We start from the raw sequence: 26,112 nt of genomic DNA, 5'->3' as shown, positions 1-26,112 counted from the left end.
GTTTAAGCACCCTGCTGAACCAGGGGTTAAGTCATGTGTTTGGAAAGAGGGATTAATGCGGCTTCTGATCATCGGAACGTTGGGCGGTCAGATTGGTGCGGCAAGTAAGATAGCCGTCGCCAGGGGCGCGAAGGTTGTGCAGGCCGACACCGTCGACAACGGCTTGAGGGTGATGCGTGGCGGCCAGGGCGTAGACCTTGTCATGATTGACGTCAATATGGATGTGGACGGACTCATTGTCGCCATGGCGGCCGAGCGTTTGCATTATCCGGTCATCGCTTGCGGCATTGAAACCGATTCACAAGCAGCCGTTGCGGCTATTAAAGCTGGCGCGAAAGAGTACCTGCCTCTCCCCCCCGACCCAGACCTGATCGCTGCCGTTTTCCAAGCCATCAGCGACGACCAGGACGCGTTGATATTCACCGACCCGGCGATGCAGAAATGTGTCGATATGGTCGAAAAAGTGGCGCGCAGCCAGGCAGGCATTCTCATCGTTGGGGAATCTGGCTCTGGTAAAGAGCTGATCGCCCGATTGGTTCACCGCAAAAGTGGCCGCAAAGACAAGCCTTTTGTTGCCATTAATTGCGCGGCAATCCCCGGTGAGCTTCTTGAGTCAGAGCTGTTTGGCCATGAAAAAGGGGCCTTCACCGGTGCCGTTGCGCGCCGTATTGGTAAGTTTGAAGAAGCCACCGGCGGCACGCTCCTGCTGGACGAAATTTCAGAAATGGATTTGGGCCTGCAAGCAAAGCTATTGCGGGCGATTCAGGAGAAAGAAATTCAGCGTGTTGGCGGCAACACAACCATAGACACCGATGTGCGCATTCTCGCGACGTCAAACCGCAATATGGAAGCTGAAGTTAAAGGGGGACGGTTTCGCGAAGACCTGTATTTCCGCCTGAACGTGGTCAGCGTGGCCATACCGCCGTTGCGCAACAGACCCACTGATGTGCCTTTGTTAGCAAAACACTTCATGGAAAAATACGCAGAAGAAAATGGCGTTACCATTCATGGAATTGATGACGACGCCATGGCAGCCTTGTCAGGCCATAACTGGCCCGGAAATGTGCGCGAACTCGAAAACACCATGCACCGCGCCGTTCTGATGGCCACTGGCACCGAAATCACCGCTGAGGCGGTCCTCATTACAGGTGGCATGGGCGGTGATCTGGCCGGTGACGGAGCGGACTCTCAGAGCCTGGTGGGGCGGACTGTGGCGGATGTCGAGCGCGACCTGATCATCGATACCTTGAAGCACACCATTGGCAACCGCACCCATGCGGCAAAAATTCTCGGAATCTCGATTCGCACCCTTCGGAACAAACTGAACACCTATGTCGAGCAAGGTGTTCCCGTCCCCTCGCCCGGCGACGCCTAAAGCCATACAAATCTGCTGAATCTTAGCAATAGATAGGCATTTCTTGCCTATCTAAACACCTTGTTAACGGTCCCCAGGGCAAAGTGCAGGGTATGAAGCGGACCTTCCGCCGCGCCCCGGGACGGGCCTGGAAATCGCTGAATACTGGGATTTATTGAGCTCTTTAGGGACTCCGGGACTCACATGGCTGAAGACAACTCCACTGGCGCTGCCCCAAGCGGCGCGCCTCCTGCAGACGGCGCAGCCCTATCAACGACAGGGAATCAAGCTGCCGGGCCAGGATTCGACTATGATGCCGCCCTAAGCAAGCTTGGCAATGCCGCAAAACGTGGCGATCTTGGCTTCGCCCTCGGCTTGGTGATGATCCTCGTCGTGCTCATCATGCCGATGCCAGCATGGCTGCTCGACATCGCGCTGTCTCTGTCTTTGACCTTGTCTGTCCTCATTCTCATGACAGTGGTGTTTATCTCCCGCAACATCGAATTCAACTCGTTTCCAGTGGTGTTGCTGATTGCCACCATGCTGCGCCTCGCGCTCAATCTGGCGTCAACGCGGCTTATTCTCGCGGAAGGCCACGAAGGACCAGATGCAGCGGGAGACGTTATTGCCGCGTTCGGCAGTTTCATCATGGGCGACAACTTTGTCATTGGTATCATTGTGTTCGCCATTTTGGTGCTGGTGAACTTTATGGTTATTACAAAGGGTGCAGGACGCATCGCCGAGGTCACAGCCCGGTTCACCCTCGACGCCCTTCCCGGCAAACAAATGGCCATTGACGCCGATATGTCCGCGGGTCTGATTGATGAGCCGACGGCAAGAGAACGGCGTGACGAACTGCAAAAGGAAAGCGACTTCTTTGGTGCCATGGACGGTGCATCCAAGTTCGTCCGTGGGGACGCAACTGCAGGTATTTTAATCACCGTCATCAACATCATCGGCGGCATGATCATAGGGATGGCCCAGAACAACCTGACCTTTAACGAAGCCGCAAACACCTACACAATGCTGACCGTCGGTGATGGACTGGTCAGTCAGATTCCGGCCCTCATCGTCTCCGTTGCAGCCGGCCTCATGGTGTCTAAAGGCGGCCTGGATGAAGCCGCTGATGTGGCGCTGACAACCCAATTCACCCGTTATCCAAAAGCCTTGGGCATGAGTTCTTTCATGGCCATGTGCTTGGCCATGTTGCCCGGCACACCTATGGGTCCATTCCTGTTCTTGGCGCTGCTTTCGGGTGGTGCGGCCGGGTGGATGACCTACAAAAACAACCTCGTCTTGGCCGCTGAAGCCGAGATGGATATGGAGCTTGGCCAAAACGAACCTTCAGTTTCAGAAGAACCCATTTCATCGGCCATGCGCATCGATCAAGTGCGACTGGAACTGGGGTATGGCCTGTTGTCGATGATCAACAACGACAACCATCGCCTGACCGATCAAATCAAAAGCCTTCGGCGTGCGCTTGCCACCGATATGGGCTTCGTGATGCCGTCCGTGCGCATTCAAGATAACATGCAACTGCCTGCCAATTCCTACGCGCTTTACGTGAAGGAAGTGGAAGCCGGGCGTGGCGATTTACGGCCCAACATGCTCCTGGTCATGGACCCCCGCGGTGAAGAAATTTCGCTGCCCGGTGAGCGTACACGTGAGCCAACCTTTGGCCTTCCCGCGCTATGGATTGATCCGTCTGCCCGTGAAGAAGCTTTGTTCCGTGGCTACACGGTTGTCGACCCGCCGACCGTGATCACAACGCACTTGACCGAAGTCGTGCGCGACAACATGCAGGAACTGCTGTCCTACACCGAGACACAGAAACTCTTGGATGAGTTGGACAAGGAACAACAAAAACTGATTTCTGAAGTTGTACCGGCCCAAATCAGCGTCGCCGCCATTCAGCGCGTTCTTCAGAACCTACTTTCTGAGCGCATTTCCATCCGCGATCTGCCAACCATTCTTGAAGGAGTCGCCGAGGCATGTGTGACAACGCGCAACGTCATGCAAATCAGCGAACATGTGCGCACCCGCCTGTCGAGGCAACTCTCAGACTTTTCCAGCGATGACGACGGCGTGATCCCACTGGTCACACTCTCGCCGGAATGGGAGCAAGCCTTCGCCGAATCCTTGGTCGGCCAGGGTGAGGAAAAACAGCTTTCCATGCCGCCGTCACGACTTCAGGAATTCATCACCGCAGTGCGGCAGAACTTTGAGCGATTTGCAATGCAAGGGGAAACCCCCGTATTGCTGACGTCACCGACCGTTCGCCCCTATGTCAGATCCATTATTGACCGGTTCCGGCCCATGACCGTGGTGATGTCGCAAAACGAGATACATCCGAAGGCAAAAATCAAAACGGTCGGACAAATCTGACTTATAGTGAGCTTAAGTATTAAACTGAAAGCCACGAGAACCGCGATGGGGAGCGCGATAGGTCGTACGCTATGCGCCTGAAGTCCTACACAGCCGCCACCATGGCCGAAGCCATGAATCTCGTTCGCGAGGAACTTGGGGAAGACGCGATCATCGTCTCCACCCAGCGTTCTTCCGATGGTCAGGGCGTGCGCATCACAGCGGCCTTGGAGGAACCTGAAGGTGAAGAAGATATCGCCCGGGCGCTGGCTGGAGAAAATGCAACACCCTTCTCGGAAAATGTACGCAACGCCCTCGCCTACCATGGCGTCCCAGCGCGCCTGATCGAGAAGCTGGTCATGACCGCCCGCTCCGTTGAAGTGGGATCCCCAACCATGGCCTGCGCCGCAGCCCTGGAAGATAATTTTGATTTCGCTCCTCTGCCCGAGCGCAAGGCGACCAGACCCTTCATGCTGGTCGGCCCACCAGGTTCAGGAAAAACAATCACGGTGGCCAAACTCGCAGCCCGCGCCCGGTTGTCGGGGCGTCCGGTCGGTGTCATCACCACAGATACAGTGCGCGCTGGAGCTGTTGAACAACTGACAGCATTTACAAAAATTCTGGAAATTGAAATCCAACAGGTGCGTGGCCCAGACGCCTTGCCTCATGCCGTTAATGAAATGATGGCCAACTATGACTTGGTGTTTATCGACAGCCCTGGCCTCAATCCGTTCAGCCATCATGATATGGATTACCTGAAAGCGTTGTCCCAAAGTGCAGATGTTGAACCAATTCTCGTGCTTGCCGCAGGCGGTGATGCCAGCGAAGCTGCCGACATTGGCGAAGCCTTTTCCACCAGCGGCGCAACCCGCATTCTGGCCACACGCCTGGATATGACGCGCAGACTCGGTGCCATCCTCGCCGCCGCCGACGCAGGCCAGCTGATGTTTTCAGAAGTCAGTCTGAATCCACATGTGGCAACCGGCCTATGCGCGATCAATCCGGTCTCCATGGCCCGTATGATCTTGCCGCCAGATGAAGACTTGCAACCCGCGCGTTTCGAAAACACTGATTCGCTAGAACAGCCCACAGGTCAGCCCATAGACCCCAGAACTGAGGTATCTTAATGAATTCCGATCTGCCCCCCTCGTCACGTCCACCGGCAGGCGCTGAAACACCCTCCCTCGCAGGTCGGCCTGCCGTTTCCGCCAAGCGGGGACGCATTATTGCTGTGGCCTCTGGCAAGGGCGGTGTTGGTAAAACGTTCTTTTCCATCACCCTTAGTCACGCCATGGCGATGCGGGGCAATCGTGTTTTGTTGTTTGATGGTGATCTCGGCTTGGCCAACGTTGATATTCAACTTGGCCTGATGCCTCATTATGACTTGGGCAGTGTCGTTGCCGGCAAGCTTTCTTTAAATCAGGCCGCCATGCATTACGAACAAGGTGGCTTTGATGTCATTGCCGGACGCTCGGGTTCGGGAAGCTTGGCCAACATTCCACTGTCTCGACTACAAATCTTGGGCGAAGATCTCGGCTTGATGGCGGCAAGGTATGATCGTGTAATTCTTGATCTCGGGGCTGGCGTCGAAAAATCCGTACGCCAACTGGCGCGCGCCGCAGATACAGTGCTCGTGGTCACCAGCGATGAACCCACAGCCCTAACCGACGCCTATGCCTTTATTAAAGTCACGGCGATGGAGCGGCCAAATTTGGACATCAGGGTTGTCGTAAACGCCTCCAATTCAACACGCGAGGGCGAACGGACATATCAAACTCTGTTTAAGGCGTGCCAGGGGTTTCTAAAAATTTCGCCCCCCTTGGCGGGAATCATCCGACGAGATGCGCGAGTCCGCGAGACCATCCGCAATCAAACCCCCATTCTCATTCGGTCCCCCAGTTCAGAAGCCGCCCTCGACATTACCGCGATCTCTGAAAACCTGCTTGCGGGATAGAAGCTGACGAAGGAGAGCCGTGTCTACTGTACCGCCACCGGCCACACAGACGCCCCAACCGCAACCCGCGGCTGCGCAAGCTGTTCCCACGGCTGTCGTGCGGGATCCCTCTGTCGAGGTGTTACGGTTGGCTGCGGGTGCCCGTCTTGAAGGCACTGTTGTCGCTCCCCCTTCGCAGGCCACAAACGTAGACGCCGCCAGAGTTGCTGCACAAGCCGCACAAGTTCAAGCCACACAAGCCGCGGTTGATGCCAACCGGGCTGACTTGGCGCGCGCGGCCAATACTCAAGCTCAAAATACTCAAGCTCAATCAGTGGATACACGGCAGGCCCAGCCTGCGGACCCCCGGCAGGCCCAGCCTGCACAAACCACCCAACCTCAAATCGTTCAGGTGCGCACCCCGGTTGGCGATATCACCCTAAGAACGCCCTTGCCGTTGCCGGAGGGGACCCGCGTCACTCTGGAAGTCGCGACGTCGTCGAATACACAAGTCTCGGTGCGATTTGCCACCGTGAACGGTCAACCTGTGCAACAGGCTCTCGCGCAACTTGCGGCAGACCGTGCGGCCCAGCCTCCCCCAACGGAGACCGGCGCACGACCGGCCCCAACACAATTGACCTCGGCTGCGGCACTTACCTTTGGACAAATCGCCACACCCCTTGGGCCTGTCGCTCTGACACAAGCAGGCCCCCTCAACGCTTTTGTGATGAGCGGGGCTACGCCCCTAGCGACCGCTTTGAGTGCTCAACTAGGTCAGCCAACAGGGCTGGTTATGCCGGGCCAAACTGTGCCAGGCCAAGCAACTCCAGGACAGATAGCACTGGGACAGCCAGGGCAAGCGGCAACACCTGGCGCGGCGCTGCCAGGCGGAACACCAACAGCGACAACACCGGCGGCCACCGCACTGCAGATCGGTCTGGTGACCGGGTCAGACATCACTCTAAGAGTCACCGGGCTGACTCCGGGACAACCGGGTGTAACACCACCCCAAGCCGGAGGCATAGCGACTACCACTACCGGGCCACCAACGAACGCGGCAGGTGTAACGATAAACACACCTGTCCCCGGGCAAACGACGACAGCAACAGGACAAGCACCAACGTCAGCGCTCACCCAACAATCCCCCCAAGGACCAAACGCGCTGCTGCCCGGCGGCGGTTCAACGCAAAGCGGCTTGCGTCTGGTTGGGGCACAAGGCTGGCCGACAACCCCGTTTGCAACGCCCACACAGGGGCAATCAGCACCTCTTCAATTGGCCTTAACGGGTACAGTCACTTCGCTCTCTAACGCTGGACAACCCACCGTGCAAACAGCTACCGGTACAGTGCAATTGGCCAATGCGGCGAACCTTCCTGTCGGCACAACTGTGACTTTTGAAGTGATCTCACAAACCCTGCCGCGCGGCGCGGCGACTGGTATAAACGCACCGCCGCCAGCCCCGGGGGGGCTGCCCTTCGCAACCGGGGTGACTCCCTGGCCGACGTTGACCGAAGCGCTTCAATTGATGCAACGGATAGACCCGCAGGCAGCGCAACTTCTGGCCAACACAATTCCGGACGGCGGCCCACGGACCGTAGTTGCCGCGCTCTCGTTTGTTCAAGCCATGCGCAGTGGCGAACCGCGGCAATGGCCGGGAGATAACAATCTGCGTGCTCTGGAGCGCACGGGCCCACGGGGTGCCCATCTCGCCAAAAGCATCGCTGGCGAAGTTTCTCAACTCAGCACGCAATCTCGCGACACAGGTGGGGAATGGCGCGCGACGCCGATTCCCTGGAACGCAGAAGGCCAGATTGAAAAGATTCGCTTGATCACGCGCCGGGAAGACACCGAAGACGACGAGAAAGAAGATAAAAAGGGATCAGGTATTCGCTTCTTGCTGGAACTCGACCTTTCGAAAATGGGGCCTCTGCAACTGGATGGTATGGTGCGTGAGGATGTGAATGGATTTGATCTGGTCATCCGCAGTCACGAGACTCTCGCGGATCAAGTCCGACGTGACCTGACAGGATTGTTTATCGTCGCCAACCAGGCGGTCGGACTCAAAGGCGGACTCACGTTTCAAGTCACACCTAAGTTCCCTGACCCCATTGGCCAGAGCGCGCCATTCAAACAACAAAGAGATGGGGTTTGGGCCTAACGCCTTAAGCGTCAGCAGACTCAGTCGCATGGGAGTCAGGTAAAGCCAGTGGCAGTGCACTCCGCCGCGTTACGATCCACGTCGCAATCGGGGCCAACACCACAGCTAAGATGGTCGGCGCCACCCAGGTTGATGCCGTGACAGCGACAATCGCAACACTGATCATCATCATCACCACGGCTGCGGTTTTTGCCGGTGGAGGAATCACCCTATGCATATGCCAAGCGCGTAGGGTCGCGCCAAATTTTGGATGCGTCCACAGCCACCATCGTAACCGGTCAGAGCTTTTAGAAAACGCCCACAAGGCAATGATCAGGAAAACCGTTGTCGGCAAACCCGGCAGAAACGCGCCGACAAACCCTAATCCAACGCAGAGCCAGCCGACTGCCAAGAACACCGGACACAGACTCGAATGCGACAAGGGCGGCGGCGGTGCGCCGTCCCATCCTGCCGCGCGGGCTTTAGCCTCATGATCTAGGGCCTGATGATCTGGTTTTGCGTCTGACATTGAGCTCTCTTTACGCCTGAGACTGCCTTTTAGACCAAGCGCACGCATGGGGGCAAGGATGAGCAGATTTTCCGGTGCCTCGATCCAGAGGTCAAGACTGCGGGAGAGGACCGAAGCCCTCTCCCGACCTAGGCGTGACTCCATAGGGGAGGGAGCTGGAATCACACAGGAGTCAGCCAATCTTTGAATGGCATCAAGCTGATAAATGAATATGTACCCTTATTAATAATCATTTGCAATGATAATAATTATCAATAACATCTACTTCTCTTTAGCGGTAAGTAGATGGAAGCAAAGTGATGATGCAAACAGATAAAAACATCTCGCAGGTTCAATTCGGCACACTGGCGGACAAACAGCGGACCTCAGACCTGAAGACATCAGAAATGATTGCCTTATGGACCATCCGAACATGGGTCTGGGCATCAACCGGCCGATGACGCCAGCGCAGCGTTTCGATGCCGGGTTAGACGAAGCAGGCTGTCCAGACGCATCAAACGCGTTTGCCACTTTCTTAGCGATCGTCGGCACAACCGCGTCACAAAAAGTGGCCGTTCATGCCCCCACCTGTCCAAACATCAGCGATGATGAAAAACGCCTGCTCCATGCCTTAGCCGCTTTACAACGCGGCCATACGCTCGAAGCCTTTGATGTTCTCACCCACTTGCTACCAGGAGCCGCCGTTCGGATTGCATTATCTCACGCAGAATCCGCCGCGATGGGTCTTGCCCGCGCCGGACTCTTTTTGCCGGACAGAGCGTGGAAGCTTGAAGAGCTCTCCCTCACCGATCAGCTCAGAGCCCCGCGCTCCGGCCCCACCTGCGTGCGCTACATGATTCATTAACTGAAATAACAAGAAAGCAGCTGTGGTTCGTCAATCTGAAACTGGCGCCTTTACGAGGGCTTCCACGTGCCTTGAATGGCAACCCGGTGCATTAGGCGTGGGCCTTCATAGTCGGGCACACCACGGTGCTGGACCGCTTTATTATCCCACAACAGTAGACCTTTGTTTTGCCACCTCACCCGACACTGGAACTCTTGCTGGGTCGCGTGTTCAAACAAGAACGCCAGGATCGACTTACTTTCAAGCGGACTAAGATCCTTAATCTTTGTGGTCCAGGCTTCGTTGACGTAAAGCATTTTGCGGCCCGTATCCGGGTGCGTACAAACCAGCGGATGCTCAGTGGGCAGCGGCATTCTGAGAATTGCCTGACGCGTATCCTCTGTCTCAAACAGACCCGAGCGCAAGCCATAGGCCACAACATCATGCACCGCCACAAGCCCCTCTAAGTAGTGCTTCATGGGCTCGGACAACGCGTCATAGGCCCTGTACATGCTGGAGAACATGGTATCGCCGCCGGACGTTGGCACATCAACAGCGTAGAGGACGCCCCCAAAACTGGGCTCAGGTTTATAGCTATGATCAACGTGCCAAATTAAATTTTGCGTGGTCAGCTTGCTTTTGCTGATGCCCTTCAGCACATGAACCCCGGGATACCCCTCAAGCGGTGGAATAAAACGTTCCTTCTCGAGTTCGCCGAAATAGCCCGCCATCACTTTCAAATGGTCCGGCTCTAAGTCCTGATCCGGAAAATACAAAACCAGATGTTCAGACAGCGCCGCCTCAACCGCATCAATTTCTTGATCACTCAGTGGCGCACTAAAATCGATACCTCGCACTTCTGCGCCCAGCGCGCCGGTCATCGGTTTGATCTCTAAAATACTGGCTGCTGATCTTGCGGGATGTTTGAGCGCAGTTGCAGATGCCATCAGAAATATTACCTATGTAAAACTTCTCTCGAAGCGGGAAGTGCCACGGGATAAAGTATTTTTGAGTCGATATGAGTTTTAAATATATGTTTTAAATCTCGGGGCGCAAGTCTTCGTTGACGCCCTTGGTGTTAGGGCAGGTTCCAAATTTCATGGGGCAGCGCCGGCTGCCAATATCTGAAACAACAACATCATCAGAGTTCATAGCACCGCGCACCAAATCACCTAGACCTCTGATGAAAGTGCAATCAGCGGCGACAGCCGGGGTGCGTGCAAAAAACGGCACACCGGAGTCCTTGGCCATCTCACGGAATTCGATATCCAACTCCACCAGCGTTTCAACATGCTCAGACACAAAGGCCACCGGCGCAATGACAACCGGCACCCCATCCGCGCCCGCGCGGGCGACTTCATCTTCCGTGTGGGGGGAAATCCACTTCACCGGACCAACCCGGCTCTGATAACAGGTCACCCAGTCCAGACCGGGCCTGGCCAAAGCTTCAACAATCGCCATTGATGTCTGCTCGACCTGCCATTGATACGGGTCACCGGCGTTAATTGTGCGCTCCGGCAAACCATGAGCCGACAGCAACAGCCGTGGTGTGCCATAGGCAGACGCTTCGTCGAGCGCTGTGACGATGTTGGCGACAGTTGCGTCAAGAAAACCATGATGCAGCGGATAACAACATAGTGTGTCCTGGGGCACAGAAAGCCCTTGCCGCACGGCCTCTTTTTGAAACGCCTGCACTGACGTGCCCGTGGTCGTTGTCGAAAACTGGGGATACAGCGGCAGCATCAAAATACGGTCAGGGTTGTACTGTTTTATCTTCGATACGGTTTCCTCAACCATCGGATGCCAGTAGCGCATAAACACAAAGACTTCGACATCATCCGCCATATCTTGAATTTCAGCTTTAAGCGCTTTGGCCTGTTCTTCGGTCGCCGGCAAAAGTGTCGATTTGCCGCCAACTTGATCATAAATCTCGCGACTGGTCGGCGCCCGGCGCCAGGAAATCAGCTTTGCCAGGATCCACCGCATCGGGTTAGGAAGACGCAAGATCGCGGGATCGTTAAACAGGTTAAACAGGAAGGGCTGAATAGCCTCAGGGGAGTCCGGGCCGCCGAGGTTGAAAATAACAACAGCCAATTTTTGATGCGCCATGCAGCCTCTCTAAACTGAAGCTCGTTTCGAGTAAAAATTTGAGGGGGTTATGGCATGCCCGCTGCATCATTCAAAGACCTGAAAAGGCCAAAAAACCACGAAAATCCTGTGGACGTGATCGGGTTTGACGACAAACCGCCTGAAAAGAAGAGCAAACACGCCCTCCCGCGCGCAATCGACGACAGGTCTGCAACGCTGACGACAATCCGCTATTCGAAGCTGAGGCGCAGCCTTAGAACAGGATCACCTGAATTTTACAGAAAACGAGCGTGGGGAAGCGTTTTGACCATGTCGTCCGCACCAGCCGAACCTAACCGGGATGGCATTAAAGTCGGTCCCGTCTGGATTGAGCCCGGCTTCTCAAGGCTTAACGTCTACACCCTGCTCTATGCCGCGTTTTTCACCATCGCCAGTTCGGTTTTTCTGAGTTCAACCCAACCCTATCTGTTCAACACAATCCTCAACATTCCGCTGGAAAATCAGGGGGCGCTGTCTGGACGGCTGGTGCTGTTCAATGAGCTTGTGGTGATTGTGCTGATCGGGCCTCTCGGCTTGCTCGCCGATAAAATTGGCCGGCGACCGATTTATGCCGCTGGATACGTCTTTCTCTTCATCGGCTACATGCTCTATCCCACCGCCGAGAGTATTGCTGAGCTGACCGCCTATCGCATGATCTTTGCCGTCGGCGTTGCCTGCAACACCGCGATGATCACCACCATAACGGCGGACTATCCGCAAAATGCCTGGCGCGGCAAACTGCTCGGCCTCTGCGGTTTGCTCCAGGGCATTGGCGTTGTCATTGTATTGCGCACGTCGAGCCTCATGCCCGGATGGTTCGTGGAAGGCGGCGTGGATCAGATCGCGGCCGGGCGCATGACGTTTTGGACCTTTGCGGCCATCTGCCTGATCAATGCGATCATCATTCGTATCGGCCTAAAGGGCGGCACGCCCTCCACCAAAACCGAGAAAGAACCGCTGCCGGACATTTTGAGCAAGGGGTTAAAGGCCGGTCGCAATCCGCGCGTGGCCTTATCCTATGTGGCCGCGTTCGTCTCCCGCGGTGATCTGACTGTGGTCAGCACGTTCTTCTCTCTGTGGTTGGTGCAAGCGGGAATGGCCAACGGCTACAGCGCCGAAGAGGCATTGGAAAGAGGCATCTTGTTCTTTGTCGTCGTGCAGACGTTTGCTGTCCTGTGGGCCCCATTCGCTGGCGTGATTATTGATCGCGTTGACCGAGTCACCGCCTTGTCCATCGCCATGGCCATCGCCGCCATCGGCTACTTGTCTCTGGGATTCATCGGCGACCCCACGCAGCCCATTATGTACGGCGCCGCGGTCATCCTGGGCATGGGCGAGATTAACGCGGTCTTGGCGGCGCAAGCCTTGATTGGCCAGGAAGCCCCGAAAGACGGACGCGGCGCCGTTGTCGGCGTGTTCGGCTTTTTTGGCGCCATCGGCATTTTACTGGCCGCGTCCATCGGTGGATACCTGTTCGACGCCTGGATGCCTGCCGGTCCCTTCGTGCTCATGGGCGTGGCCAATGCCACACTTTTTTGCATCGCCGTGTGCGTCCGCGTTTTTGCCTCATCACCCAACGTCTCAATCAAACAATCCGCGTAGTCCTTAAAAAGGAGCCTCTTATGAATTTCCATTACCCCATTTCATCACCGCTCACCGCTGACCTCAACCGGCGCGGCCTGTTAAAAACCCTCGGTGGCCTCGGTGGTCTCGGGGGCGCCGGTTTGATGGGCGCCGCACTTGGCGCAGGACAAGCACAGGCGGGTTTGACGCCAGGCAGCGACGAAATCAGCATCGACCTGTCAGACCCCGCACAAAACTTGAGGTCTTACATTCGTCTTCAGGGGGATCTGGATTCCTCCAAAGTTTCTGTCGGCTATTATTCCGGCACAATTTACAACGTGGTCGGCGACTGGAAAAAAGTGACGCCGCTGTGCGGCTTGGCCGGCATTGGTGTGCGGCGCATAGAACCGCAACCCGACAACAAATACCGCGTCTTCAACCGCGAACTGGCGTTCTATTCCGACATCAACACCGGCGAATTTGTTGACGTTTGGGAGAACCCACTGAACAACGAGAGTGTTGAAGTTTTGCCCATTCAGAACATGACCGTAAACGCCGAAATCGCGCCGATTTTCGAGTTTGATATGGAAGGCACAATCGTCCGTTCACCGTTCAACCCGCCTTGGGAAATTCTTAACGGCTCCGCCCTCGCCCTATTCGAAGTTCACCAGGAACTCAAATCAGAACTCCAACCCGATGAATGGCCCCGGGAAAGCTCTGGCGAGAGGATGCGCATTTCAGAAATGTTCCACCGCCATTGCCGCGCGGCGGATTTAGAAAACCAAGACCTGACCTCCATTCCCTATGTCGGCACCTGGATGCGCCTCGCGCCCTATCTGCCCTGGATGTTGATGGGACAAACTGAGGGACATTTGTACTACCGTTGCTCCATGCACAAATTCAACCGCGTCGAACAACTGCCCAAAGCCTTCCTCGTAAAAGCGGAGCGGGACTACCCAGAATTCTTGTCAGCCCCAAAGCCAGACAGTTGGGGCACACCAAACAATTCCAGCTTTAATGTCTATAAAGAGCTGCGCGCTCCTGTGGCAGCAAAAGGCCAGAGCTAGTGTAAAAACTGGCAGCAGGTCTGTCCTAAAGATCACAGAAGATAGTTTTCTCCTAACGTCGAGATTGCTTTAACGCAACGTGCGCGAATTTCATGCGTGGACACTTGTGAGTGTGCGGGACGGACCCCAAATTCATATCAACGGCAACGCAAAAACAGTTGCCGGAAACTGGATCAAAGGAGACTGTCATGTTCAAACACGCCGCGTCTTACCTCTCGGGCCGCGACACGTTTAAAAGCACACGGACAAGTCGACTAGAACGGTCTTTGATGTGGAAAGCCATCCGCAATACAAAAACCAAACCGGCCGCCAAAGCGGAGCAGGAGCGGGGACCACCTGAAGTCCTCGCCGCAGCCTAGCGTCTCCCCAGCGCTGAGATACCTGTCCCCAATCAGGCCGTGACTGGGCTCTGCTCTCCCCCAAGCAGAGCCCAAAACGGTTTTTTCACACCCGGTTTTAAAACCCCAGCTTATAAAACACCCAGCTTATAAAACGATCGTGTCTTTAAACTGTGCCGCCACGGAATGGCGTATGATGTCTGCAATCTGCCGGTAACCATCGGCATTCGAATGATGCTTCCGCCACACCAAGCCAATCGTACGATGAATCTGCTTATTTTTAAGTTTAGCCACCGCCACCTCACCCCGCGCTCCGATTTCTGTTTTGACATACAGCGCCGGTAAAAAAGTCACCCCTAATCCGCTGCCAACCATCAGTCGCAACGTATCAAGGCTGGTGCCTTCGAAGTCCCGCAACATCACAGCACCAAGATCAACACAGAGATCTCTCACTTGATCATGCAACAAATGCTTAGGGTCCAGCGCCAGCACCTCTGCATCTTTCAACGCCGCCGGGTCAATTTCGCTTTGGGTGGCTAGTGGATGATCGGTGGCACAGGCAAAATACAACGGTTCACGAAACAACCGCTCCACCACGACTTCGCTGGAGATCACCGGCAGAGGTGTCACGATCAGATCATAGGTGCCGGCCAGCAACGCGGCGTATAAATCTCGCGGCGGCTCCTCACGCACGTACAACCGCAAATCCGGGTAAGTCTTGTGCAGGCGCTTGATCACCTGCGGCAATAAATACGGGCCAACAGTCGGCGGTACTCCTAGACGGATCGTGCCACTGAGCCCATGTTGAGCCCCAGCCGTAAGATCAACAATCGCCTGCACATCCAACAGCACTCGCTGCGCCAGTTCAGAGACGGCCCGGCCTGTTGGCGTCATCACAACGCCGCCACGCCCCCGTTCCGCCAGTTCCACACCCAATGTCTCTTCCAGAGTCCTCAGTTGCACGCTGAGAGACGGCTGAGTGATATCGAGCATATCAGCCGCCTTCCCAAAATGACGGGTTTCTGACACAGCCACCAAATATTGAAGCTGGCGTAATGTTGGCAGAGTGGTGTTATTCACAGCGCGTTCACTTTCATAGTTTTAAACTATCATTATTTATATAATCACCTTATTTCCCTATTCAAGTTAATCCCCTATACCCCCATCACGTTCGTTAACAGGAGTTTTTGGTGAAACGCTTTCATAACATTCTTGCCGTCGTGGGCGACGCAAAGGGCACCGATGAAGTCATCGACCGCGCTTCACAACTGGCAAAACGAAACAACGCCGCACTCACACTCATTGAAGTGATTGAGGATGTCTATGTGTCTTCCGACATCATCGCAGAGCGTGAGCGGGCCCTTGCTGGTCTTGTCATCCCCATCCGCGCGCTTGGGGTCGAGGCGCACAGCGTGGTGCGCCGTGGAAAAATATTTTTCGAGGTCATTCAACAGGTCCTGGGTCAAAAAAATGATCTGGTCCTGATGGCGGCTGAAGCACCGGGCGGGTTCCGCGACCTTTTGTTTGGCAGCAACTCTCTTCACCTCATGCGCAAATGTCCTTGCCCTGTTTGGGTGCTTAAGCCCGGCGAGGCGAAGCAGTTCCGGCGCATTTTGGCTGCGATTGATGTGCATCCCCATACTCCACATGAGAACGCAATCACGACAGACATTCTAAAGTTGGCGACGTCGCTGGCGAATCTGGAAGACGCTGACCTTCATGTTGTGCATGCCTGGGATGTCACCGGCAACGATGCCTACACGCTACAGTCTGAAGTGCCAGACACGGTTCGCACGGAAATTCTAAAACGCCATGTGAGTCAGACAGAGGACGCTGTCACAGAGATCCTAAAGCCTTTTCTTGAAACGTTCGGTGATATCCAGACCCATATTGAACGCGGCGAAGCCTGGCAGGCGATCACGGCTGTCGAGAAAGCCCACAACATTGATTTGATTGTTATGGGCACCATCGACCGCCCAGGTATCCCAGGTTTCTTCATCGGAACAACCGCAGAGACCGTCCTCAGACAGGTGAACTGCTCTGTTCTGACGATAAAACCAAGTCAGTTCGTTTCGCCGGTCACCCTTGAAGGAAAGATCGCCTATGCATAATAACACGTACCACACGACCTCCTTTTAAATTTCAATAAAAGAAAAAGTCTCATGAATCCCGATACAACACCCGTGAACAAAGAAATGCTCGGCGGTCTGCTCCTGATCGGCGCCGCCATAATCGCCTTGATTGTTGCCAACTCCCCCCTTGCCGGTCTCTACGAGACTATACTCTCGACACCCGTCCAAGTGCTCATTGGCGGTAATGGCATCGACAAACCGCTCCTGCTGTGGATCAACGATGGCCTGATGGTCTTGTTTTTCTTTCTTGTCGGCTTAGAAATCAAACGCGAATTGCTGGAAGGCACTCTGTCCGACACCAGAAAGGCGATCCTGCCGCTGGCCGGTGCCATTGGCGGCATCGTCGCCCCCGCGCTCGTTTACGCGTTCTTCAACTGGGAAGATGCAGAAGCCTTGCGCGGTTGGGCTATTCCCGCCGCAACCGACATCGCCTTTGTGGTTGGCATCCTGGCGTTGATGGGATCACGCGTTCCAGTATCCTTGAAAGTTTTTGTATTGGCTTTGGCGATCATTGATGATGTCGGTGCCATCGTCATTATTGCGGTGTTCTATACAGAGAGCGTTGAAATGATCCCACTCGCGATTGCGGGGGTCGCTACGGTTGTTCTTGCGATGTTTAATCGAAGAAACGTTACTGATCTCGCGCCCTACATGATGATCGGTTTCGTGTTGTGGGTCTCTGTCCTGAAGTCTGATGTCCATGCCACCTTAGCTGGTGTGTTATTGGCGATGTTCATTCCGATGCGGAACAAAAGAGATCCGTCCAAGTCGCCCGTGCGTGACCTCGAGCATGCCCTTCACCCTTCAGTCGCGTTCGGTGTCATCCCGGTGTTCGCGTTTGCCAACGCGGGCGTCTCCTTCAGCGGCCTCAGCTTAGAATCTGCCTTTGGAACGGTCCCGCTAGGCATCGCACTCGGACTGTTCCTGGGCAAACAATTCGGGGTGTTCGCCTTCTGCTGGACGGCGATCAAGTTGGGCTGGGCACAGCTTCCCGCTGGCGCCTCATGGCTGCAACTGTATGGCGTCGGCATCCTGACCGGTGTGGGTTTCACCATGAGCTTGTTCATCGGTACGTTGGCTCTTGATCCGCAAGCCTATGCGACTGACTTGCGATTGGGCGTCCTGGGCGGCTCACTGCTCTCTATCCTTGTTGGGGTCAGCGTTCTAATGCTGGCCCAAAACAAAGAAGGCAAGCCCGTTCCAAAAGCCACCGGGCGCAGCGCACAGAGCGCCAGCCTGCAGACGTCACAGGTCTAGGGTTCGGGATCTCCCCAGCTTTCCCCCCGAACCCAAACAAAAGGCCAGTTCACTGCCCCCGGTGAGCTGGCCTTTTTCTATGTCATGTTTGGGTGCTGTCACACTTGATCCGGCACGCCAGCATTTTTAGCCGACAACATATGCGTGCGCATCTGAGTTTCAGCCCATGCCACGTCTTTGGCCTCAAAGGCAGCAATCAACTCCCGGTGATGCCAGCAACTGCGTTCTAAGTGTTGGTGTATGGTGTGCTGATAGCGTTTCATCAACACCAGTTGAACCTGCATCAAGGGATGCAGCAGGTCGGTCATGCGCCGCGTTCCCGCGTGCTCCAGAATGACTTTATGAAAGGTGTCGTTTAAATCTGAAAACCGCAACGTCGCGCTGGCCCCGCCTTCCGCAACAGCGGTCTCCATGGCATTCGCCAGATCTTTGAGCTGCACGATAGCGTCAGGCGTTAAACGTGTGGCGGCCTGCGCTGCGGCATAGCTCTCGAACAGCGCGCGCAACTGGAAGCATTCCTCAATTTCTTCCTCGGTAAAATCGCGCACAATGGCGCGCTTGTACCCGCTCATGGACACCAGCCCTTCGCTTTCCAAACGGCGCAGCGCATCCCGCACCGGCGTGCGGCTCACGCCAATCACTTCGGCAAGATCTTGCTCGACCAAAAAAGCACCCGAAGGCAAAGACCCGTCGATAATGCGGGCGCGAATCGCTTCATAGGCACGGTCTGCGGCCCGCTCTTTTTCGGGGGCAGCCAAGGTCTCAGACGGGTGAAGCGCATCATTGGGCATAAAACTACAATCTCTGGCGATGAAAGACCTGTCAATTGGCCGTATTGTATACAAAATAACTGATAAGTGTTGAATAATCCCTTATTATTCTCATTATTGTATACCATTATAAGTCAAGCGACATGGAGGAAGCGCCGTGACCAGCCTGAACACCAAAACAGTCGACATCAACGGCACCAAGATCACCTATCGCCGCGGCGGCAAAGGCCCGGTGCTGCTTTTTTTACATGGTGCCGGGGGGGCCGGTAATGCGCTTGGGTTCTGTTCCAGCCTCACAGAGGAACACGATGTCATTGTCCCCGATCACCCCGGCTTCGGCGACAGCGACATGCCCGACTGGCTCGACACCATTCACGACATGGCGTTCTTCTATCTGGACTTTCTCGAAGCCCTCGACCTGTGGGATGTCCATGTGGCCGGTCAATCTTTAGGCGGATGGATTGCGCTGGAAACCGCCGTCCGCTCGACCGAACGGATCGGTCACCTGACGCTCATTGGCGCAGCTGGCTTGAACGTGCCCGGTGTCAAAAAGGGCGACCTGTTCATGTGGGATAAAGAAACCCGCTACCGCACGATGATTCACGATGAGGCATTGGCCGAAAAACTTCTCGCGTTACCGACCACACCCGAACAAGACGAAACCGCAATCAAAAACGAATTCACCACCGCGCGCCTCGCCTGGGAGCCACGTTTCTTTGATCCCCATTTGCACAAATGGCTGCACCGCATCACCGTGCCGACCCAGGTGATATGGGGCGAGCAAGACCCTGTCTTTCCGCCCCCTTACGGCGAAGCGCTGGCAGCGCGTATTCCGGGTGCCCAGTTGGTCATGCTGCAGGAGTGCGGCCATCTCCCGCAGATCGAAAAGCCCGCTGAACTGTTTGCCTTGATCAAGGGGTTCTCGTCATGAAATTCACCCTCTTTCACCTCATGCCCTATGCCGCGTTGGACCTGGAAGAAGCTGCCAAGTACCCGACCGCCTGGCTGCACACCCCCAACACCCTGTACGACAAAGAAGCCGGTGCTGATTTGTATGACCGCTACCTTGGCGAGTTGGAGCGCGGCGAAGATCTGGGCTTCGACGGCATTGCCGTGAATGAACATCACTCCACCGCCTATGGCATGATGCCTTCGCCCATCGTCACCGCCTCGGCCCTGGCGCGGCGCACTAAAAACGTCACCATTGCGATCCTCGGCAGCGCGTTGCCCTTGCGCGATCATCCCCTCACGCTGGCGGAAGAACACGCCATGATTGATACCCTCACGCGCGGGCGTCTCATCACGGGCATGGTGCGCGGCATTGGGGCTGAGTATCACGTCTGGGGCACCAACCCGGCGTTCAGTCATGAGCGCTTCCATGAAGCCCATGACATGATCATCCAAGCCTGGACGCAACCTGGCATCACCAGCTTTCACGGCAAGCATTACAACCACGAATACGTCAACGTTTGGCCGCGGCCCTATCAAGACCCCCACCCGCCCATTTGGGTGCCGTCTCAGGGCTCGAAAGAAACCATCGTCTGGGCCGCGCACCCCGACCGCAAATACACCTATCTGCAAACCTTCAGCCCGATCAAATCGGTGCGAAAGTATTTACAGCAATACCGTGATCAGGCGGAAGACTATGGCTACACCGCGACCGACCACCAACTGGGTTGGGCACTCCCAATTTATGTCGCCGAAACAGACGAGATCGCCCGTAAAGAAGCCAAGATCCACTACGAGAATTTCCGCAATAAGTTTCTCAAAATGCCGATCGAGATGCTGCTCCCGCCCGGCTATTCCTCGATTGAATCCATGAAGGGTGTGGCCAGAACAAAAGCCCAGATCACCGGCGACATTACGCTGGAGCTGTCCATCGATATGGGCATGTTTATTTGCGGCAGTGCTGAAACCGTACGTCAACAAATCGAAGACTATTGGAAAGACATGCGCATGGGGCACCTGCTGACCATGCTGCAGTTCGGCACGCTCCCCGCCGACCTGACCGCCAAAAACATGAACCTGTTCGCGACCGAAGTGATGCCGCACCTGCGCGCGTTGTCAGCCGAGCAAGAAGACACACATATGCCCAGAAAGATGCCAGGACAAGTGCACGCGGCGGAGTAAGGCGCGGTGGAATAATGTGCGGCGGTCAAAGAGGAGTCAGCGTTCCCGCTCTGACTCCATGCGCCCCGCCGGCCATATGCGCAGCAGAATGTTGTCTTTGCGGGCAAAGTGATGCCACAGCGCGGCGATGATATGCAGGCTGAGAATCACCCCTCCGGCATACAATGCATAGCGGTGAATGTTGGCGAAGAAGACGTATCCAAACATGTGGTCCAAGGGCAGTTGCGGGAGTATCGGCGGCAGGATATCCCACGCAAAAAACCACAATTCCGTCTCCCCAAACTGCGGTGAGTCCCCCAGCACGGAGTTAGCGGCCCAGCCCGACAGCGGCATGATGAACAACAGCGCATACAGAAACCCATGCGTCAGTCGGGCGACCACTTTCTGATACGCCGCCAACGATGCTGGCAAGTCCGGTGCCGGGTTTCTGAACCGCCAGCTCAGGCGATAACTCACCAGCGCCAGAATCAGCACGCCATTGGTGATGTGAATTTGGGCCATCAAATTGTGCAGGCCCAGCATGGTCTCGTCTTTGAAGGACGCGCCGTATGTGGTGGACATCACATAGCCCACCGGCACTTCCACCAAAATCATAAAGGCAATCAGCCAATGCAGCCACTTGGCCCGGCTGCCCCAGGTTGTTTCAGACTCTGTCGCCATAAATCGCCCCTCCGCATTTCCACCGCCATGGTTCCTTGATCCTCGGCCCGTGGCAAGGGCCGAGCCGCAAAACCGTGCATGGGCTCGTTCCAAGGGGGGCGGTTGAACGGGGTCCATGGGCTCGTTCCTCCGATCATACGTGCATGGGCTTGTTTGACCGGAACCAGTCGTGCATGGGCTCGAACCAAGGTGAGAGCCCCCACCAGAAAAACTCAGATCATAAAAAAGCGCAGAATTCTGCCAAAGGGCTTCCAGCCTGCGGACAGGAGTCTAGGGTTCTACAAGGGGCTTAGGCGACGGGCCTGACATTCCGCCTCCAGACCCTGGATTATGAGTGGAAAGACCGTCGCAAAGATGATGTCATTGCACCTCCAACCGGGTCTGGTGCCAGCGCCGGACTTTGAGACCTTAAGGATCGTTATTGATGCACTTCCCTTCTGCTACGTCTGTTGCAGCTCTATTCGGACTCAGCCTCATTGGCTGTGCCCACGCCTTGGATACCTCTGTGCGCGACCGATTGCTGGCCGTGCCCCTCTCACCCAACTTGGGCGGTGAGACAACGCGCCCGGTTGCAACCTCGGAGGCGTACACCTTCATCACCGCCAACGCGCCCGCCGAGGTTAAACCGGGTTTCACCTTTGGCAATCAACTGTTCAACACCTTCTGGACACCGCACCCCGGCCCGCAACCCACCACCGACGGGCTCGGTCCGCTATTCAACCGGGAGGCCTGCTCTGACTGTCACGTCAACAACGGGCGCGGCGCGCCGCCAGAGACCGTGGGCGCCCCCATGGACTCGATCCTCGTGCGCCTGAGTGTTCCAGGACAATCCGGCACCGGCGGGCCCCTCGGGGTGCCTAACTACGGGGACCAGCTTCAAGACCGCGGGATAGACGGGGTCGCCGCAGAAGGGCGCGCCATCATGGAATGGCAAGAAACGACAGGCACCTATAGCGACGGCACCCCCTACAGCCTGCGCAAACCTGTCATTCGTTTTGAAGACCTCGCCTACGGACCCATGCCAGACACCATCATGACCTCACCACGCGTTGCCAACGCTGTGATCGGCCTCGGCCTACTGGAAATGGTCACTGACGATTTGTTATACGCCCTCGCCGACCCCGATGACGCTGATGGTGACGGCATCTCAGGCCGCGTCAACGTGGTGTGGAATGAGCGTGATCAGAAGATGGCGACAGGAAAATTCGGCTGGAAAGCTAATGTCTCCAATCTAACCAATCAGAATTCCGGGGCGGCAGTCGGCGACATGGGCATTACCACGCCCGTGCGCCCGACCGACAACTGCGAAAGTACTCAAACCGCGTGCTTATCCGCCGCAAACCACGATGGCATCGAGATGACGGGGGCTTTTCTGAACCAGCTAAACGTCTACATGCGGCGCCTGGCCGTACCCAAGCAACGGGGCGCAACCCTGCCAGAAGTTGTTAGAGGTCAAACCCTGTTTATGCAGGCTGGCTGTCAATCCTGCCATATGCCGACGCTAGAGACCGGCGTCGACCCCCGCACACAAGACCTCGCCGAGCAGACCATTCACCCATTTACAGACCTGCTCTTGCATGATCTCGGCGATGGTCTGTCTGACGGTCGGCCTGATTTTCTGGCCAGCGGATCAGAATGGCGGACCGCGCCGTTGTGGGGCATCGGCCTGACCGAAAAAGTATCCGGGCACACTTACTTTTTGCATGATGGGCGGGCGCGTGGCCTGGCTGAGGCCATCCTTTGGCATGGTGGCGAAGCGGAAGCCTCTAAAGAAGTTTTCAGAACCCTGCCTGCCGCTGACCGCGCCGATCTTATTTCTTTCCTAGAATCGCTTTAAGCTGAGCCGAGGCTTTCTAGCCAACGTTCTCTATTCGACGGCTGTTTCACTCACCAACCGCGTGGCCTTCAGCTTCTCTTCAGTGAGGTCATACTGCGTGAGGCACAAGGCCCCAACAAACCCCATCAAAGCTGGAATGCCCGCTGCACAGATATAGATGGCGATAATCGCACTCTGAGGCTGGGCCGCAAAGCCGTCGCTTGAGGCAACATATCCAGCCGCTGCCAATAAAAGTCCTGTAATTGCTGGCCCGGCTGCATAAGAAAACTTTTCGATGGTGGTATAAAACCCGGCGTAAACACCTTCACGACGAATGCCGGTGCGGCGCACGTCATATTCCATCGTGTCCGGCAGCATAGCCTGCCCCATCAACAGAGTCGCGCCGCCGAAGAAGCCTAAGAACAAGCCTCTGATGATTGTGACGGCATAGGGTTCTGTAGGCGTTGCAATAAGCCATGTCAGGTTGACGACTGCTGTTGCGATCAACGCAAAAATGAAGATGTTCCGCTTGCCATGGTTCTTTCCGTAGCGGAGCCAAAAGGGCTGAGACGCAACCATCGCAATGTAGAACGCAACCCAGTAATAGCCAAAGCTGGTGAGACTGGCCCCCAATACCAACGGGAAGAAAAAAGCTTTGGCTGGCGCGCTCAGCGCACTACCGAGAAGTCCACATAACTTCGAGATCATCAGCCACATAAACGGACGGTTCTCAATGGCCAACCTGATCTGTTCTTTCAAAGTATAATGAGATGTTGTGACCTTATTCTTAAACGGCGCATCTTTGGTGAAGTAGAAGCACAACAGAGACGAAGCGAGGACGGCGCCTCCCATAATCCAGGCCATCGCTTCAAAGCCAGCGCGGCCACCGCCAAATCCATCAATCAACATAGGTCCTGCTGCCAAACCGACGAAGCCAGCAGCCGCAATGCCATACACGCGAAAACTCATAAGGTATGAGCGCTCATGATAGCCATCAGTCATCTCGGCAGGCATCGCCAGATAAGGCACATTGAACACTGTGTACGCCGTTGCGTAGAACAGCAGGATAACGGTCATGTAAAGCAACGCATTCTCTGGCGACACGAAGGCCGGCACGTTGAACGTCAAGACCATGCTGGCGGCCAGCATAAACGCTCCCACCAACAGATAGGGCCGCCGGCGTCCCATGCGTGTGTTGGTCTTGTCAGAGATCACACCCATCAAAGGGTCTGTTACACCATCGTAAATTTTGGACAGACCTATAAGTAGCCCAGCAAAACCGGCGGAAATCGCCAGTTGATTGACCATGAAGCTCAGGGCAAACGTATTGATCAAACCGAACATCACAGCCATGCCGAGACTGCCAACACCCCACCCCAAGCAGACATGGAGCGGCAGGGTGCGTTCTGGGTTATCTCCAACCGCGCGCGTTATAGACGCCGTCTCTGGCGTGGCATCTGTCATGCGCAACCCTCTTAAGTTGGTCTTACAATAGGATCTTGCTTAGCGCTGGCCGCGCTCAACCAAGGACTCAACGGTAAATTCTACTTCCCAGGGTGCGCCAGCAACACGACGGACAAAGCGCTCACGTTCTTCATCAAGCTCTTTAGCAAACTGACCTTCAGGGGCGTAGTCGTTAATATCATTTCGTGCAACCACGCCTTTGTCTTCAAGTAACTTCTCCAAGACTGTCACGCGATCACGCAGGATCCAAAGCTCAGACATAAGCTCCGTATTTATGCGCATCATCGCGTCCATTTCATCTGAACCTGTAATGGGATTGGGAGGGGGTTTCGTCATCTTAAGCTACTCCGAAGGTTCAGCATTCTAATTTGGCTTTGTGCCGAGATTAACCCAAGGATAACCTTGAGACCCCAGACCAAATGCTTTGGTATCGACAAAACCAACGTCCTTGAGAACATCAACCCACTCCATAGCGCAGGTTTCAGAGAAAAAGGGCTCGCCGCGATTATCTGTATCCCAATCCAAAACGACAGCCTGGAAAGGATGCACGGCGGCAAACGGCGGCGGATCATTAATAATAATATCTCCGCCCGGCTTTAAAATGCGATACGCCTCCTTAATGGTATCGACGCAAACGTCCACAGGCATTTCATGAAAAACGGCGTACAACACAACAGCATCGACGCTCTCATCGGGCTCGCGTGTGTCACGCGCATCACGCTGTTTAAATGTGACGGGGAGACCCATGGCACGCGCAGCATTGTGCCCACCTTTAAGCATCGCTGGAGAGAGGTCGCTGCCAATTAACTCAGCCTCTGGGTAATTCTTGTGACACGCCGCAAGCGTTGCCACACCACCACACCCCATTTCGTAGATGCGATCATAATGATCTTTCGGCAGGCGCTTTGTGACCTCAACACGGTGATTCATGATGTTGTCGCCAACTTCAACAGCCGCGTAACCGCCTTTACTGAAGACGTATGGCGCGATGCCAGACATGAACATTGGGCCGGCGAGATCATAGCCATCCCAGCCCCCTGGCTCGAGATGCCATTCGACACCTTCATAGTACTCAGGCACTTCGACACTGTCGTCGAGTTCAAGAGAACCGCCACAATCTTTAAACTCAACATTAACGAGTTTCTCAGCCTCACTGCGCTTTTCTTCAATCGCTGGGATGGCGCGCACAAAATTTTCTTCCGCCACGTAGCGCTGATAAAAACGCTCGTGCTTGTAGGCGACAGACTTCTCGGCCACAGCTTTTGCTTTAGCGATACGGTCAGGCCAAGGCTCATTTGATCCACCGCGCTCGTGCTCTGCAACAATCGCCGCACCTTCCGGGTCGGCTTCAAATTCAGACTTTGCAATGCTGCGGACTCGACTTGAGGCATAGGGCTGTAAGGCTCCGAGAAACTGGAGGCCGGCGCGACCGCGTTGTGACAGATTCAGCATGGATATCGCCTTTCTTTAAACAAAATAGTTTTAGTCTCTTGTGTAGATAATGGTGTAGGCCCAAACAGGCTGCAAGTCCAAGCACAGCGACTCACCGGAATCGTTCCCTAGGTGATTATAACAACGGTTTTCCCTGAAAAACCTCCATCTCTTTCATGCGCTAATCCTATGATGACAAGCATATTACGCATGGGTC

General features: G+C 55.5%; 23 protein-coding genes. 14 read left to right on the top strand and 9 right to left on the bottom strand.

Features of this window, described 5'->3' with window-relative positions; translation table 11 throughout:
* The first annotated feature begins 55 nt into the window (after positions 1 to 55).
* The 5 genes from RIC29_08635 to RIC29_08615 all read left to right on the top strand — a co-directional run bounded on the left by RIC29_08635 (position 56) and on the right by RIC29_08615 (position 7,809).
* A complete protein-coding gene (locus tag RIC29_08635; protein MEQ8734976.1) occupies positions 56 to 1,375 on the top strand; it encodes a sigma-54 dependent transcriptional regulator in 1,320 nt (439 codons plus the stop codon).
* Positions 1,376 to 1,558: 183 nt separating this feature from the next.
* Complete coding sequence (gene flhA / locus RIC29_08630) at positions 1,559 to 3,739, top strand: flagellar biosynthesis protein FlhA (GenBank protein MEQ8734975.1); 2,181 nt, start codon at positions 1,559 to 1,561, stop codon at positions 3,737 to 3,739.
* A 71-nt stretch (positions 3,740 to 3,810) separates the two neighbouring features.
* Entirely contained in the window at positions 3,811 to 4,845 is a 1,035-nt protein-coding gene (locus tag RIC29_08625; protein MEQ8734974.1) for a GTP-binding protein, read from the top strand.
* Positions 4,845 to 5,672 carry a MinD/ParA family protein gene (locus tag RIC29_08620; protein ID MEQ8734973.1) on the top strand — a complete coding sequence of 276 codons (828 nt, stop codon included), beginning with the start codon at positions 4,845 to 4,847 and terminating at the stop codon, positions 5,670 to 5,672. The genes RIC29_08625 and RIC29_08620 overlap by 1 nt, the downstream gene beginning before the upstream one ends.
* Before the next feature lie 19 nt (positions 5,673 to 5,691).
* Entirely contained in the window at positions 5,692 to 7,809 is a 2,118-nt protein-coding gene (locus RIC29_08615) for a hypothetical protein (protein ID MEQ8734972.1), read from the top strand.
* A 4-nt stretch (positions 7,810 to 7,813) separates the two neighbouring features.
* On the opposite strand, the gene RIC29_08610 is transcribed toward RIC29_08615, so the two are convergent.
* Positions 7,814 to 8,317, bottom strand: coding sequence for a YbaN family protein (locus tag RIC29_08610; GenBank protein ID MEQ8734971.1), 504 nt, complete (start codon positions 8,315 to 8,317; stop codon positions 7,814 to 7,816).
* A 397-nt stretch (positions 8,318 to 8,714) separates the two neighbouring features.
* On the opposite strand from RIC29_08610, the gene RIC29_08605 reads away from it, so the two are divergent.
* On the top strand, positions 8,715 to 9,161 hold the full coding sequence (locus tag RIC29_08605) for a hypothetical protein (GenBank protein ID MEQ8734970.1): 447 nt from the start codon (positions 8,715 to 8,717) through the stop codon (positions 9,159 to 9,161).
* A gap of 50 nt (positions 9,162 to 9,211) precedes the next feature.
* On the opposite strand, the gene RIC29_08600 is transcribed toward RIC29_08605, so the two are convergent.
* Together RIC29_08600 and hemH are read right to left on the bottom strand one after the other, a co-directional pair.
* Positions 9,212 to 10,087: a TauD/TfdA family dioxygenase gene (locus tag RIC29_08600; GenBank protein MEQ8734969.1), complete on the bottom strand. Its 876-nt coding sequence runs from the start codon at positions 10,085 to 10,087 to the stop codon at positions 9,212 to 9,214.
* A 91-nt stretch (positions 10,088 to 10,178) separates the two neighbouring features.
* Positions 10,179 to 11,249, bottom strand: coding sequence for a ferrochelatase (hemH, locus tag RIC29_08595; GenBank protein MEQ8734968.1), 1,071 nt, complete (start codon positions 11,247 to 11,249; stop codon positions 10,179 to 10,181).
* A 54-nt stretch (positions 11,250 to 11,303) separates the two neighbouring features.
* On the opposite strand from hemH, the gene RIC29_08590 reads away from it, so the two are divergent.
* The 3 genes from RIC29_08590 (at position 11,304) to RIC29_08580 (ending at position 14,256) form a co-directional block, all read left to right on the top strand.
* A complete protein-coding gene (locus RIC29_08590; protein MEQ8734967.1) occupies positions 11,304 to 12,869 on the top strand; it encodes an MFS transporter in 1,566 nt (521 codons plus the stop codon).
* Between the two features lie 20 nt (positions 12,870 to 12,889).
* Entirely contained in the window at positions 12,890 to 13,897 is a 1,008-nt protein-coding gene (locus RIC29_08585) for a DUF1838 family protein (GenBank protein MEQ8734966.1), read from the top strand.
* 188 nt (positions 13,898 to 14,085) lie between these two features.
* Positions 14,086 to 14,256: a hypothetical protein gene (locus RIC29_08580; protein ID MEQ8734965.1), complete on the top strand. Its 171-nt coding sequence runs from the start codon at positions 14,086 to 14,088 to the stop codon at positions 14,254 to 14,256.
* Positions 14,257 to 14,382: 126 nt separating this feature from the next.
* Here the strand turns inward: RIC29_08580 and RIC29_08575 are convergent, their stop codons facing one another.
* On the bottom strand, positions 14,383 to 15,315 hold the full coding sequence (locus tag RIC29_08575) for a hydrogen peroxide-inducible genes activator (GenBank protein MEQ8734964.1): 933 nt from the start codon (positions 15,313 to 15,315) through the stop codon (positions 14,383 to 14,385).
* A 110-nt stretch (positions 15,316 to 15,425) separates the two neighbouring features.
* Between RIC29_08575 and RIC29_08570 the strand changes: the two genes are divergently transcribed.
* Entirely contained in the window at positions 15,426 to 16,346 is a 921-nt protein-coding gene (locus RIC29_08570) for a universal stress protein (protein MEQ8734963.1), read from the top strand.
* Between the two features lie 51 nt (positions 16,347 to 16,397).
* Positions 16,398 to 17,624 (top strand): Na+/H+ antiporter NhaA, encoded by a 1,227-nt coding sequence (gene nhaA, locus RIC29_08565; protein MEQ8734962.1) that lies wholly within the window; start codon positions 16,398 to 16,400, stop codon positions 17,622 to 17,624.
* A 98-nt stretch (positions 17,625 to 17,722) separates the two neighbouring features.
* On the opposite strand, the gene RIC29_08560 is transcribed toward nhaA, so the two are convergent.
* Complete coding sequence (locus tag RIC29_08560; protein ID MEQ8734961.1) at positions 17,723 to 18,415, bottom strand: GntR family transcriptional regulator; 693 nt, start codon at positions 18,413 to 18,415, stop codon at positions 17,723 to 17,725.
* Between the two features lie 136 nt (positions 18,416 to 18,551).
* Here RIC29_08560 and RIC29_08555 point away from each other — a divergent pair, with 136 nt between their 5' ends.
* A complete protein-coding gene (locus RIC29_08555; GenBank protein ID MEQ8734960.1) occupies positions 18,552 to 19,325 on the top strand; it encodes an alpha/beta hydrolase in 774 nt (257 codons plus the stop codon).
* Positions 19,322 to 20,524, top strand: coding sequence for an LLM class flavin-dependent oxidoreductase (locus tag RIC29_08550; protein ID MEQ8734959.1), 1,203 nt, complete (start codon positions 19,322 to 19,324; stop codon positions 20,522 to 20,524). The genes RIC29_08555 and RIC29_08550 overlap by 4 nt, the downstream gene beginning before the upstream one ends.
* A gap of 36 nt (positions 20,525 to 20,560) precedes the next feature.
* Here the strand turns inward: RIC29_08550 and RIC29_08545 are convergent, their stop codons facing one another.
* Positions 20,561 to 21,301, bottom strand: a complete 741-nt coding sequence (locus RIC29_08545) for a cytochrome b (protein MEQ8734958.1) — start codon at positions 21,299 to 21,301, stop codon at positions 20,561 to 20,563.
* Between the two features lie 307 nt (positions 21,302 to 21,608).
* Here RIC29_08545 and RIC29_08540 point away from each other — a divergent pair, with 307 nt between their 5' ends.
* Positions 21,609 to 23,021, top strand: coding sequence for a di-heme oxidoredictase family protein (locus tag RIC29_08540; GenBank protein MEQ8734957.1), 1,413 nt, complete (start codon positions 21,609 to 21,611; stop codon positions 23,019 to 23,021).
* Positions 23,022 to 23,051: 30 nt separating this feature from the next.
* On the opposite strand, the gene RIC29_08535 is transcribed toward RIC29_08540, so the two are convergent.
* From RIC29_08535 to RIC29_08525, 3 genes are read right to left on the bottom strand one after another with little or no spacing between them, the layout of a single operon-like run.
* Positions 23,052 to 24,464 (bottom strand): MFS transporter, encoded by a 1,413-nt coding sequence (locus RIC29_08535; GenBank protein ID MEQ8734956.1) that lies wholly within the window; start codon positions 24,462 to 24,464, stop codon positions 23,052 to 23,054.
* A gap of 39 nt (positions 24,465 to 24,503) precedes the next feature.
* Positions 24,504 to 24,800: a hypothetical protein gene (locus tag RIC29_08530; protein MEQ8734955.1), complete on the bottom strand. Its 297-nt coding sequence runs from the start codon at positions 24,798 to 24,800 to the stop codon at positions 24,504 to 24,506.
* A gap of 27 nt (positions 24,801 to 24,827) precedes the next feature.
* Entirely contained in the window at positions 24,828 to 25,916 is a 1,089-nt protein-coding gene (locus RIC29_08525) for a class I SAM-dependent methyltransferase (protein MEQ8734954.1), read from the bottom strand.
* Positions 25,917 to 26,112: the final 196 nt, after the last annotated feature.

Source organism: Rhodospirillaceae bacterium, from assembly GCA_040219235.1.
GTDB lineage: Bacteria > Pseudomonadota > Alphaproteobacteria > Rhodospirillales > Rhodospirillaceae > WLXB01.
Note: the sequence above shows the minus strand (reverse complement) of the source record. Positions and strands in the feature narration are given on the sequence as shown.

Coding starts and splice junctions, on each gene's coding strand:
- RIC29_08550 (MEQ8734959.1), top strand. CDS start 19,322: ATGAAATTCACCCTCTTTCACCTCATGCCCTATGCCGCGTTGGACCTG.
- RIC29_08560 (MEQ8734961.1), bottom strand. CDS start 18,415: ATGCCCAATGATGCGCTTCACCCGTCTGAGACCTTGGCTGCCCCCGAA.
- RIC29_08625 (MEQ8734974.1), top strand. CDS start 3,811: ATGCGCCTGAAGTCCTACACAGCCGCCACCATGGCCGAAGCCATGAAT.
- RIC29_08590 (MEQ8734967.1), top strand. CDS start 11,304: ATGCCCGCTGCATCATTCAAAGACCTGAAAAGGCCAAAAAACCACGAA.
- RIC29_08525 (MEQ8734954.1), bottom strand. CDS start 25,916: ATGCTGAATCTGTCACAACGCGGTCGCGCCGGCCTCCAGTTTCTCGGA.
- RIC29_08545 (MEQ8734958.1), bottom strand. CDS start 21,301: ATGGACCCCGTTCAACCGCCCCCCTTGGAACGAGCCCATGCACGGTTT.
- RIC29_08610 (MEQ8734971.1), bottom strand. CDS start 8,317: ATGTCAGACGCAAAACCAGATCATCAGGCCCTAGATCATGAGGCTAAA.
- RIC29_08535 (MEQ8734956.1), bottom strand. CDS start 24,464: ATGACAGATGCCACGCCAGAGACGGCGTCTATAACGCGCGCGGTTGGA.
- RIC29_08580 (MEQ8734965.1), top strand. CDS start 14,086: ATGTTCAAACACGCCGCGTCTTACCTCTCGGGCCGCGACACGTTTAAA.
- RIC29_08605 (MEQ8734970.1), top strand. CDS start 8,715: ATGGACCATCCGAACATGGGTCTGGGCATCAACCGGCCGATGACGCCA.
- nhaA (MEQ8734962.1), top strand. CDS start 16,398: ATGAATCCCGATACAACACCCGTGAACAAAGAAATGCTCGGCGGTCTG.
- RIC29_08530 (MEQ8734955.1), bottom strand. CDS start 24,800: ATGACGAAACCCCCTCCCAATCCCATTACAGGTTCAGATGAAATGGAC.
- RIC29_08585 (MEQ8734966.1), top strand. CDS start 12,890: ATGAATTTCCATTACCCCATTTCATCACCGCTCACCGCTGACCTCAAC.
- flhA (MEQ8734975.1), top strand. CDS start 1,559: ATGGCTGAAGACAACTCCACTGGCGCTGCCCCAAGCGGCGCGCCTCCT.
- RIC29_08540 (MEQ8734957.1), top strand. CDS start 21,609: ATGCACTTCCCTTCTGCTACGTCTGTTGCAGCTCTATTCGGACTCAGC.
- RIC29_08620 (MEQ8734973.1), top strand. CDS start 4,845: ATGAATTCCGATCTGCCCCCCTCGTCACGTCCACCGGCAGGCGCTGAA.
- hemH (MEQ8734968.1), bottom strand. CDS start 11,249: ATGGCGCATCAAAAATTGGCTGTTGTTATTTTCAACCTCGGCGGCCCG.
- RIC29_08600 (MEQ8734969.1), bottom strand. CDS start 10,087: ATGGCATCTGCAACTGCGCTCAAACATCCCGCAAGATCAGCAGCCAGT.
- RIC29_08635 (MEQ8734976.1), top strand. CDS start 56: ATGCGGCTTCTGATCATCGGAACGTTGGGCGGTCAGATTGGTGCGGCA.